This is a genomic window from Micromonospora sp. BQ32, assembly GCF_059358895.1.
This window is the reverse complement of record NZ_JCADBI010000006.1, coordinates 79,022-90,257: the sequence shown is the minus strand read 5'-3', so window position 1 is coordinate 90,257 and position 11,236 is coordinate 79,022. Positions and strand designations below refer to the sequence as shown.

The window sequence follows — 11,236 nt, the reverse complement described above, 5'->3', positions numbered from 1 at the left end:
CGAACCGCGCCGCGATCGGCATGAATGATCATGCTGCCGATCGTTGGAGGTTCGTCGTGGCCAGAGGTGCCACCTTCGCCGCGCTGCGCCACCGCAACTACCGGATCTGGGCGCTCGCCGGCTTCGTCTCCGTCATCGGCACCTGGATGCAGGTCCTCGGGGTCAACTGGTACGTCCTGAAGGAAACCGGCTCGGCGACGTCCATGGGCTTCGCCGTGCTGCTCCAGGCGGCGCCCACGTTGCTGCTCAGCGTCTGGGGCGGTGTGCTGGCCGACCGGCTGCCGGCCCGCCCGTTGCTGATCGCCGCCCAGGGCGCCCACGCGGCGCTCGCCGCCGGACTGGCGGCGGTCGCCCTGACCGGGGTCGGTGGCCTGCCGCTGATCTTCGCGATCTCCCTGGCCAGCGGTGCCGTCTCGGCGATCGAAGGCCCGGTGATGGGGCGCTGGGCCGCCAGCCTCGTCGACCGGGAGACGCTGGGCAACGCCCTGGCGCTCGGTTCGCTCACCAACTCCGCCGGCCGGATCCTCGGCATGAGCCTCGGTGCCGTGGTGGTGGCCGCCGTCGGCCCCGCCCTGCTCTTCGGCATCAACGCGGCCAGCTTCGCCGCCGTGGTGGTGGCGCTGTTCGCCGTACGCCCGCCAGCCGTGCCCGGCCTTCCGGCCCCGGACGGCGGACGGAACCGGGGCGGCGTTCGCGCCGGGTTCGTCTACCTGCGGGGGCAGCCGGTGCTGCTCCTCGCGCTCGGCCTGTCGTTCGTGCTCGGCAGCCTGGGCCGCAACTACCAGGTGACCATGGCCGCGATGAGCGACGGGCCGCTGGACGCCGGCGCCTCCGGGTACGGCGTGCTGTCGACCGTGTTCGCGGTCGGGACGGTGGTGGGTGCGCTCGTCGCGGCCCGGCGGCGTTCCCTGGGTTACCGGACGCTTGTCGTCGCGGGGCTGCTCGCCAGCGGGTTGCAGATCGTCGCCGGCCTCGCACCGGGCACCTGGAGCTTCGCCGCGGTGATCCTGCCGATCGCCGCCGCCGCGGTGGTCATCGACACCACCGTCGGCACCCGCGCCCAGCTCGACACCGACGGCGCGATGCGGGGCCGGGTGCTCGCCGCCCTGGCGGTCACCGGTTCGGTCTCCGCCGCGGTCGGCGCCCCGCTGCTCGGCTGGCTCGCCGAACACGCCGGCCCCCGGCAGACGCTCGTCCTCGCCGGAGCCGCCGCGGCGATCGCCACGGCGGCGGCGGCCGTCGCCCTGGACCGGCAGCGCGGCCGCGCGGCGACCCTCGCGCTGGTCGTGCCGCGGCCCCGCCATCCGGTACGACGAGCGGCGTTCCGGGCCGCCCGCATCGTCCGGCCCACCGGGGCGGTCTGTGTCATCGCCCCCGACGTCGGTGGGGTTCGGCCGGGCGCGGTCCGGCTCCGGCAGTTGGCCACCGCCGCGCCGGTGCCGAACCGCTGAGACAGCGCTCACCCTCGGCGGCCCGCTTCCGGGACCGGGCGACGCCATCCTGAGCCCCAAGCCAAGATCCGCGCAACACCAGGGAAAGGGGTGCCTCGGGTGCTGCGGAGGCACCTACATCCCTGACGTTGCGCGGATCTTCAGCCCGGTCGAGATTCCTAGTGCGACATCAGGTGATGGGCCTCGCGGATCTTGGCCCAGGACCTGGGCTCGGTCGGCGGGGCGGCCTTGCGGGCGGCGCTGGCCACGTCGGGCCGGCCGGCGGTGAACAGCCAGGTGGTGAACAGCTCGTCCAGGTCCAGCCCGGAGATCCGCTCGGCCAGGGCCTGGAACTGCTCGGTGGTGCCGTTGCCGTACCGGTGCTCGGCCGTCCAGGTCGGCAGGATCTCGAAGAACGCGTCGTCGCCGACGGCCAGCCGCAGCTGGTGCAGGGTCATCGCGCCCCGGTCGTAGACGGCGTTGTCGAAGACCCGACCGGCACCCGGGTCACCGGGCAACACCTGCCAGAACCCGTCGTCCGCCGGGTAGCTGGCGTAGGTGAAGTCGAAGACCTCCTGGGCGGTGCCCTCGCCCTGCTCCTCCGACCAGAGCCACTCGGCGTACGAGGCGAAGCCCTCGTTGAGCCAGATGTCGCGCCAGTCGGCCACCGAGACCGAGTCGCCGAACCACTGGTGGGCCAGCTCGTGCGTCACCACATAGGTGTTGGCGCCGCGTCGCCAGAAGCCCGGCCCGTACACCGGTCGGGTCTGCGTCTCCAGCGCGAAGCTGATGCCGTCGACCGGCCCGGCCACGCCGCCCTGCGCCTCGAACGGGTACGGGCCGAAGATCCCGCTGGCCCAGTCGACGATCTCGGCGGTCCGCTCGATGCTGGCCCGCGCGGCCGGCCCGAGGGCGCCCAGCGAGGTGCTGTACGCGTTGATCACCGGCTGACCGCTCGGGGTGGTGTCGGTGACGATGTCGTACTGGCCGATGGCCATGAACGCCAGGTAGGTGGCGGTGGGGGAGGTGGTCCGCCAGATCCACCGGGTCCGGTTGCCGGCCTCGGCCAGCGGCGGCCTCGGCTGCACGCCGTTGCTGATCACCTCGACGCCGGTGGGCACCGACACCGAGATGTCGTAGGTGGCCTTGTCCAGCGGGTGGTCGTTGCTCGGGAACCACCACCACGCCGACTCGGGCTCGTTGACGGCGAGGGCGCCGTCGTCGGTACGTGTCCAGCCGGTGTAACCGTCGACCAGGGCCTCCGACGGGACGCCGGAGTAACGCACGACGATGGTGAGCTGCTGACCCCGGGTCACCGTGCGGGCCGGGGTGACTACCAACTCGTGCACCCCCGCGGTGCTGGTGCTCGCCGCCCAACCGTTGACCCGGACCGACTCGACGTCGAGCAGGAAGTCCAGATTGAACGCCGAGAGGTCCTGGGTGGCGGTGGCGAGGATGGTGGTGGTGCCGGTGAGCAGATCGGTGGCCGGTTCGTAGCGCAGCCGGACGTCGTAGTGCTCGACGTCGTAGCCGCCGTTGCCGTAGTCGGGGAAGTAACTGTCGCCCAGTCCGGGCGCGCCGGGTTGCGGCGCTGCGGAGACGACGGGACGGCCCCAGGCCGTCGGTGCGGCCTGGCCGGGGGTGCCGGCGAGCATGGTGCCGGCGGTGGTGAGGGTCAGGGCGGTGGTGGCCGCCGTGAGGACTCGTCGCACGGGGTGGACTCCCTCCATCGGGTGTTCGCCACGCCAACCTAATCGACAACTGTGAACGTCGCCGGCCCGCCACACCCCTGGTCGGTCGCCGGCCTCTGGCGCGCCTTGCGCCGCAAGGTCACACTGAGTTGATCGGAGGTGACGCGTGCGACGCTCGGAGTTGCCCAAGCGGGAGTTGATCGGCCAACGGCAGTCAACCGCCGGCCGGGAGCGGCTGCCGCCCGGCGGTGTGGAGTTGTTCACGCTGCTCGCCCGGCTGCTGCGGCGACCCCGCCGCGGTGACCGTCGACTGCCGCTGCTGTGGCTGGTCCGCTCCGACACCGCGGATCTGATGGTGCCGCTGCGCCGGTTCCTCGGCCAGGGCCCTCGGCGGCGCGTCCCGCACGCCGTGCTGGACGCCGACGTGCCACCCGGTGCCGGGGACGTGCCGGCGCTGCTGCGCGAGCTGCACCGGCAGCTCTCCCTGGAGGCATTCGGCGCCGCCCGACTGCGCTTCCGGCACTATCCGCTCGCCGACTGGCTGATGCAGCAGAGCCTCAGCCTGGGCATCGACGCCGACGACAGCCGCGCGGCCCTGGTCCGCCGGCTGCGCGACCGCCGGGGCCCACGTACGCCGGAGGCGTTGCCGTCCGGCGGTGACGCGGTCAGCATCGTCTCGCAGGTGCTGCTCTGGCTGGTCCGTCGTGCCGTGCCGGGGGTGGTCTTCCGGGCTGCCGTCTCCGGTCGGGTGCCGGTGCTCGGGCGGCACTACAACTGGTTCATGCGTCAGCAGTACCTGGCGCCCCGGCAGTCGGTCACCTTCCTCGGCTTCGCCGAGCGCCTCACCGCGGGCTGGCGCGACGGGGAGCAACCCGACCAGGTCAACAAGCTGCTGCTGCACGCGTTCCTGGAGGATCTGCGGCAGGCGTACCGGCGTCGGCCGTGGCGTCCGTCGGATTGGCGGCGCACCGCGTACCCGGCGCTGCTGCTCGATCACGTCGCCCCCGGCAACGTCGGCGGGGAACTGGTCCGCCTGATCGGCGACGTCCGCACCGAGACCGGCCGCAACGACCCGCTGCTGATCGTCGCGTCCGGCGGGCAACCCCCACCGGACCTGCCCGAACCGCACCCGTTGACCGAGGCCGACGAGGCGTACGACGAGTGGGCCGAGGCGCTGCCGGAGATGCGGCGGCTGCGCCGCCCGGCCACCTGGCTGGTGGCGCTGCGTCCGGACGAGACCGACACCGGCCCACCGTCCCGTGGCGGACTGCGGCCCTTCTCCGCGCCCGAGCCGCCGTGGTGGTCGCGGCGCTTCTTGCCGGCGGCGCTCTGCGTGGTGCTGGTGGCGACGCTCGGCCTCTGGGTGGCCAGCCGGTGGGGGCCGGGTTGTCACCCCTCGCTCACCGGTCAGGTGTCGGTCGAGGTGGCCGCCAGCGGCGAGTGTGTCGGCTACAGCGACAGCGCCGCGCAGGTGTTCAACAACGACCCCGGCCAGGACCGGCTGCGCACCGTCCAACGGCGCATCTTCGCGCAGAACCGCGCCGCCGAGGAGGTCTGGCAGCGCAGCGACCGACGTCGGCCCTTCCTCACCCTGGTCTACCTCGGCACTCTCACCGGCAACCGAACGCGCGCGGACGAGGAGTCGTACGTCTCCGAGCGCGAGGAGCTCGAAGGGATGGCCACCGCCCAGTACGCGTTGCTGAAGGAGTCGGCCGGCGCCGACGGCGCGGCGCTGCTGCGGATCGTGGTGGCCAACGGTGGCCGGCAGATGATCTACGCCGACCGGGCCGTGGCGATGTTGGCCGAGCTGGCCCGGGACGACCCCACGGTGCTCGGGGTGGTCGGGCTGGTGGAGAGCCGCAGCAGCACCGCCCGCGCGCTGCGCGAGCTGAACCAGGTCGGGCTGCCGGTGCTGGCGCCCACCCTCTCCGCCGACAAGATGGACGCCAACTCCCGCCTCTACCTCCAGATCTCCGCGCCGAACAAGGACCAGGTGAAGCTGGTCGACGCGTACGCCAAGCAGGTGCTGAAGGTCGACGAGGCGCACGTCTTCTACACCACCCTGGAGGGCAGCTCGCTCACCGAGGACCTCTACGTGGGCACCCTCGTCGACGGGCTCCGACAACAGTTCGGCCCCCGGATCACCCGCCTCAACGAGTGGCGCACCGGGCAGCGGCTGACCGACGAGTGCGGCTACCCCGGGCTGCTCTTCTACGCCGGTCGATGGTCGGAGTTCGACGGCTTCCTGCGGGCGCTGCGCGAGTGCGGCGGCAACCCGCCCCGACACCTCGTCGCCGACGACTCGGCCAACCGGTACATGGCCAACCCGGGGCTGCGCGCCGCCGCGCCCGGCAACCTGCCCGTCACGTACGTCTCGAAGGCGGCCCTGGCCACCTGCGCGGCGTTGCGGGCCGCGCAGGACCGCCGCGACGACGCGCGGGCCAGCTTCCTGTCCTGGATCCAGGCCGACGACCTGCTCGACCCGCCGCGCTGCCGGCCGGGCGCCGAGGAGGAGCAGGTCGGCGAGCGGGTCAGCCTCGCCTACGACGCGTCGATGATGCTGGTCCGGGCGGTGGAGAGCCTCGCCGCCCGGCTGCACCACGCCGACCCCCGGCAACGCTGGGAGCCGGCTTCGGTCAATCCGGTGGGCGTGCACGCGGAGGTGCTCCGGCAGAACGCCGGGCAGGGCTACCCGGGGGTGGCCGGGCTGATCCGGTTCACCTCCGAGTCGGGGGAGCCGGTCGACAAGCGGCTGGCCCTGATGCGGGTGGAGCAGGTGCCCGACGTGGCGAGGGCGCCGGTGGAGGTGTTCCGCTGCGGGGCGGCCGAAGCGTCCGACCCGGCGGCGTGCGGCCCTGCCTGACCGGTCCGGCGTGACACGTCCTCGCAGGACTGTCCGGGTGCCGCCGGTGTCCGTTAGGGTTCCTGGGACCAGGCGGCCGTGGCGTTGGGGGCAGAGGGTGGGCAGGCTCGCGTCGGCGTACGGGCAGGCGGTCAACTCCCACCGGGCGGCTCGGGCGCATCTGGACACTGCCCGCGGTGTCCTGGGGGCGACGCCGACCGCCGTCGCGCCGGCCGGCGCCGACGACCTGGTGGCCCGCCTCGCCCGCCTCGGCGCTGCCCTGGCCACCCCCGCCCCGGGCGTCACGCCGCTGACCGACGAGCCGGCCGCGGTGCGGGTCGGTGAGGCGTCCACGTCGGACGGCGGCTTTCCGGTGCTGGTCCCGCTGGGCGGCGGCCACCACCTCGCCCTGGACACCGACGCCCGGGACCCGCAGGTCGCCGGGCTGCTGCGGGCGCTGGTGCTGCGGCTGGTCGCCACCGCGCCGCCCGGTCAGGTCCGCGTCGCCGGCATCGACACCGCCGCGCTCGGCGCCACCTTCGGTCCGCTGCGTCCACTGCTCGACGCCGGGGTGCTCGACCCGCCGGCCACCGGCGAGGCCGAGGTGGCCGCGCTGCTGGACGCCGCCGAACAGCACGCCCGCGCCGCGCAGCACGGTCAGCCGGCCGCCCGCCGACTGCTGGTGGTGGTCGCCACCGCCGCGCCGCCGCCGCGCGAGCTGGCCCGGCTCGCCGCGCTCACCCACGCCGGCCCGGCCGCCGCCGTGTGCGTGCTGCTCGCCGGCCACCCGTCCCGGCTGCCCGGCGAGACCGCGCCGCCGCTGGGCGGCACCACCGCGGTCCGGCTCAACCAGGGGTACGCGCACGTCGGCGACCCGCCCGGCACCCCGTTCAGCGCCGACGGCAGCGGGCTCGCCGCACCCGTCCTGCTCGACGGCGACCCGCCGCCCGCCTCGGTACGCGCGCTCGCCGAGCACCTCGGCACCGCCACCCGTCGCGCCGACGCGTTGCCCTTCACCGACCTGCTGCCCGAGCGGCGCTGGGCCGAGTCCGCCGGCAACGGCCTGCGGACGGTGATCGGCCGAGCCGGCGGCGGCGGGTCGGCCGCGGCCTTCGACACCGCGCTGACGCTCGCCTTCGACGACGCCACCCCGCACTGGCTGGTCGGCGGGCGCACCGGCGCCGGCAAGACCGTCTTCCTGCTCGACGTCCTCTACGGGCTGGCCGCCCGCTACTCGCCGGCCGAGTTGCAGCTCTACCTGCTCGACTTCAAGGAGGGCGTGAGCTTCACCGAGTTCGTGCCCACCGGCCGGGACCCGTCCTGGCTGCCGCACGCCCGTGCCGTCGGCATCGAGTCGGACCGCGAGTACGGTCTCGCGGTGCTGCGCGAACTGCGCCGGGAGGCGCAGCGCCGGGCCACCGCGCTCAAACGGCACGGCGTCACCAAGCTCGCCGACCTGCCCCGCGACAACCCGCTGCCGCGCATCGTGACGGTCATCGACGAGTTCCACGTGCTGCTCGCCGGCAACGACGCGCTGGCCCGCGAGTCCGTCGACCTGCTGGAGGAGTTGGCCCGCAAGGGCCGCTCGTACGGCATCCACCTGGTGCTGGCCAGCCAGAGTATGACCGGCATCGAAGCCCTCTACGGGCGGGCCGAGGCGATCTTCGGGCAGTTCGCGTTGCGGGTGGCGCTGCCCGGCGGTGGCGGGGTGCTCGACCAGCTCAACGACGCCGCCGCGGCCCTGCCGGTCGGCTCGGCCGTGGTCAACACCGCCGCCGGCGCGGTCGGTGCGGACACCGTGCTGCGCTTCCCCGACGCGCACGCCGCCGCAGCGGACCTCGCCGCGTTACGCCACGAGCTGTGGCAGGCCCGCCCGCCGGGCTCGCGGGCACCAGCGGTTTTCAAGGGGTACGAAGCCGCGCGGATCGAGGACGACGCCACGTTCGCCGGGTTGCGACCCGGTGGCCGACGCCCGATGGCCCTGGTCGGCCGAACCGTCGACGTGCACGGCACCACCGCACTGTTCCTGATGGACACCACCCCCGGCCGGCACCTCGCGGTGGTGGGCACCGCGCCGACCGGCGCGGACGTGCTGCGCGCCGCGACGCTCAGCCTGGCCCGCCAGCACACCCCCGGCGACGCCCGATTCCACCTGGCCTGCCTGGTCGACGTCGCCGACCCGGTCGCCGACGACACCGAGACGCTGCTGCGGGCCGCCGGTCACCCGGTGCAGCGCCTCGACGCGGTCGGGCTGCGCGACCGGATCGCCGCGCTGGCCGCCGAGCCCGCCAGCCGCGAGTACCTGGTGGTGTTCGGCATGGACGCCGCCGCGCCCGTCCTCGGGGCCACCGACCCCGGCACCTTCCGCTCCGGCCTGGACGACCTGCGTACCGTCCTGCGTCAGGGCCCCGGGCAGGGCGTGCACCTGCTCGGCTGGTGGCGGGGGCTGCGCCGGCTCGCCGACGACCTCGGCGGCACCCAGAACCGCGACGACGTCGCCTGCCTGGTCGCGCTCAACGTGCCCGGCGCCGAGCTGGCCCTGCACCTCGGAGCGCACGACCTGGCCTACACGCCCCGCCCCGACCGGGCGCTGCTGATCGACCGGCACGACCAGCGCATCCGGCTGATCGTCCCGTTCGTCGGCGACGGGCACGAGCCGGACGGGGAGCGGTGACAGTGTCCTTCGAGGAGTACGCGGCGCTGGCCCGGCAACTCTCCGCGCAGCACCGCGCCGGGGAACAGCACGCCGCCGCCGAGTCCGCGCGCCGCCGTGACCTGCACGCCGCCGTCGACTACCTCCAGCAGCGGCTGACCGCCCAGGGGCAGCGCCTCGACCAGCTCGGCCGAGCCATCGGCATCGACCAGCCACCCGCTGCCCCTGCCCCTGGCTCGGGGACGCCGGGTGAGACCGCCGCCTGGCCCGGCCCGCCGTCCGGCGCCGGGGCGCCCACCGCGCCCAGCTCCGGCCCGCCCTTCGCTGCCGGCGCTCCCACCGCGCCCGGAACCGGGGACGGGGGACCCGCCGGCGCAGCCGGCGCGCCGGGGCGGTCGGGGGTCGGGGCGTACCCCCAGTTGCCGGCGGGGGAGGCGCGGCTGGCGCTGCCGACGACGGTGAGCCCGGCGGGCGGCGGGGTGCCCGCGCAGCGCGCGGCGGCGGCCGACCCGGCGGTGGAGTTGGAGCTGGCCCGGCGGATGGCCGACGAGGCCGACCGGCACGGGCAGCAGGCGGAGCTGCTGGCCCAGCGGCCGGCGTTGCTGCCGACGTGGTCACCGCTGGCGCGGGCGGTCGCCGTCTACGCCGGGTGCGGGGCCGCCGCCGGGGTGCTCGTGCTGATCCTGGTGCTCGCCTCCGGGGTCGGCCTGGTGGACGGGTTCACCCTCGGCGCGTGGATCTGCGCGGGGTTGCCGGCGGTGGCGTTCTTCGGCGGGTACCTGGTGCTGGGCCGGTGGGGGCGGCCGGCCATGGTCGCCGGCACCCCGCCGCGCTACCTGCCGCTCGGGTTCCTGATCTGCTTCCTGCTGGTGCCGATGGCCTACTGCGCCTACCTGCTGCTGGTCCGCGGCCTGCGCTGACCCGGCCCGGCTGGTCCCGAGCATGATCCACTCGGTTTCGCGGAAATCGGGGTGTCCGTGCCGGCGGGATACCCCGACTTCAGCAATCTCGTGTCGATCTTTCGCCCTGTCGCGCTACTGCCGTCCGGACCCGGTCGAGGTCCCGTGGGCAAATTCCGTCGGAGCCGCTCGCGCGAGTAGACCACTGCCCATGAGGTGACGCGGGAGCTAGCGGCCGGTCGCGCTCGGTGCGCGGATCTCGTACGCTCCCATGTGGTCTCTGCCGGCGCGGTGGTGGAGGCGATGGTCGAACATGGGGAGGTGCGCGTGAGCGCAGCACAGATCATCGCGAGGCTGGCGGCGGCGTCGCAGAAGCTGGACGAGGCGAAGGCCAAGACCGCAGCGGCAGCACAGGACGCCGCCGAGGCGCGAGCACTCGTCGCCGGTGCGCTGGAAGGCGTAGCCGCCGGTCCGCTGGTCGGCATGATCGATTCGTACCGTCAGGCGCTCGCGCAGGCGTCTCAGGGTGGCGACCCCGCCAAGCAGCATGTGCAGGAGACGATCGCCAAGGTCCGAGCGCTGGGAAACTGACCACGGATGGTGGCAGCGCTCGGCAACCTCTCCCGAGGTCGAAGCCTTCCTCAACGCCGTTGTGACGCCCGTGATCAGGTGATAAGCGTAGGCGTCGGGCGATTCTGACCTGCTTCTCATCACCTGATCACCGGATACGCCGTGGGCGGCCTGCGGCGATGGCGCGGCCGTCTATCAGCGGGTGATGCGGAACGTCTGCTCGAAGTTCGGGTAGTCGCAGACGTCCTGGTTACACAGTTCGAATCCTCCGCTGATCAGCGCGACACCCTTGTGGAGAACCAGTCCGCCGCCCTCCACCCACGCTCTCCCGGGCACGGCTTGCGGCTCGCCGGTGCAGCTGCTGAGGGGCGCCCAGCCGGACGCGTAGGCGACCCGGTCGCCCGACCGCTGGCGAACGATCAGCTCTGTCGCGCCGGACAGGCCGGCTGGGCAGGTCACGGTGAGGGTGATGTCCACGGCGACGCCGCGTGCGACCAGGGTCGCGGACGTGACGTCGACGGTGCTCGCCGCGCTCGCCGGCGTCGGCGCCAGCATGACGGATAGTGACAGCCCGAGCAGTGCGATGGTGGTGATGATGCGGCGCACGAGGTCCTCCTTGCCGGAGTGGGTGCCTACCTGCCGTCACCCTAGCCCTCCCCGGCACTGAGGGACATCAATCGATGGTGGGCTCCCGTTCGATGACGACGACCGGGATCTCGCGGTCGGTCTCCTTCGCGTAGCGGGCGTACGTGGGGAAAACCTTCGTCATCACCGGCCACAGCCGGACGCGCTCCTCGCCGGTCGCGGTCCGGGCCCGGCCAACGATCCGCTCCGCACCGACCTGGATCTCCACCGCCGGGTCGGTGCTCAGGTTGAGGTACCAGGCGGGGTGCTTGGCCGCGCCGCCGTTGGACGCCACCAGCAGGTAGTTGTCACCGTCGCGCCCGTACATCAGGGCCGTGCGGCGCAGCTTGCCCGATCGGCGTCCGCGGGTGGTGAGCAGCAGCGAGGGTACGCCGTGGAAGGTGCCCCCGTCCGCGCCGTCGGTCCGCACGTAGCGCCGGATGTGGCTGGCGACCCAGCCGACCGGGCTGTCCTCGACCGTCTCGTGCTGCTCGTGTGTGGTCACGCCATCGCCTTCATCGTCGAGT

At 73.9% G+C, this 11,236-nt stretch carries 8 protein-coding genes; 5 read left to right on the top strand and 3 right to left on the bottom strand.

Annotation, left to right across the window (positions count from 1 at the left end; translation table 11 throughout):
* Positions 1–56 precede the first annotated feature (56 nt).
* Entirely contained in the window at positions 57–1,451 is a 1,395-nt protein-coding gene (locus AC5L30_RS14460) for an MFS transporter (protein ID WP_494867758.1), read from the top strand.
* Between the two features lie 158 nt (positions 1,452–1,609).
* Here the strand turns inward: AC5L30_RS14460 and AC5L30_RS14455 are convergent, their stop codons facing one another.
* Positions 1,610–3,142 carry a M1 family metallopeptidase gene (locus AC5L30_RS14455; protein WP_494867757.1) on the bottom strand — a complete coding sequence of 511 codons (1,533 nt, stop codon included), beginning with the start codon at positions 3,140–3,142 and terminating at the stop codon, positions 1,610–1,612.
* 145 nt (positions 3,143–3,287) lie between these two features.
* On the opposite strand from AC5L30_RS14455, the gene AC5L30_RS14450 reads away from it, so the two are divergent.
* From AC5L30_RS14450 to AC5L30_RS14435, 4 genes are all read left to right on the top strand, one after another.
* Positions 3,288–5,984 carry a hypothetical protein gene (locus AC5L30_RS14450; RefSeq protein WP_494867756.1) on the top strand — a complete coding sequence of 899 codons (2,697 nt, stop codon included), beginning with the start codon at positions 3,288–3,290 and terminating at the stop codon, positions 5,982–5,984.
* A gap of 97 nt (positions 5,985–6,081) precedes the next feature.
* Positions 6,082–8,637: an FtsK/SpoIIIE domain-containing protein gene (locus AC5L30_RS14445; protein ID WP_494867755.1), complete on the top strand. Its 2,556-nt coding sequence runs from the start codon at positions 6,082–6,084 to the stop codon at positions 8,635–8,637.
* Positions 8,638–8,639: 2 nt separating this feature from the next.
* On the top strand, positions 8,640–9,536 hold the full coding sequence (locus AC5L30_RS14440; protein ID WP_494867754.1) for a hypothetical protein: 897 nt from the start codon (positions 8,640–8,642) through the stop codon (positions 9,534–9,536).
* A 306-nt stretch (positions 9,537–9,842) separates the two neighbouring features.
* Entirely contained in the window at positions 9,843–10,106 is a 264-nt protein-coding gene (locus tag AC5L30_RS14435; RefSeq protein WP_030489032.1) for a DUF6244 family protein, read from the top strand.
* Between the two features lie 174 nt (positions 10,107–10,280).
* Here the strand turns inward: AC5L30_RS14435 and AC5L30_RS14430 are convergent, their stop codons facing one another.
* Together AC5L30_RS14430 and AC5L30_RS14425 are read right to left on the bottom strand one after the other, a co-directional pair.
* Positions 10,281–10,691, bottom strand: a complete 411-nt coding sequence (locus tag AC5L30_RS14430) for a hypothetical protein (RefSeq protein ID WP_494867753.1) — start codon at positions 10,689–10,691, stop codon at positions 10,281–10,283.
* 67 nt (positions 10,692–10,758) lie between these two features.
* The gene (locus AC5L30_RS14425) at positions 10,759–11,214 is read right to left on the bottom strand and encodes a nitroreductase family deazaflavin-dependent oxidoreductase (protein ID WP_494867752.1); all 456 of its coding nucleotides are present in this window, start codon (positions 11,212–11,214) and stop codon (positions 10,759–10,761) included.
* Positions 11,215–11,236: the final 22 nt, after the last annotated feature.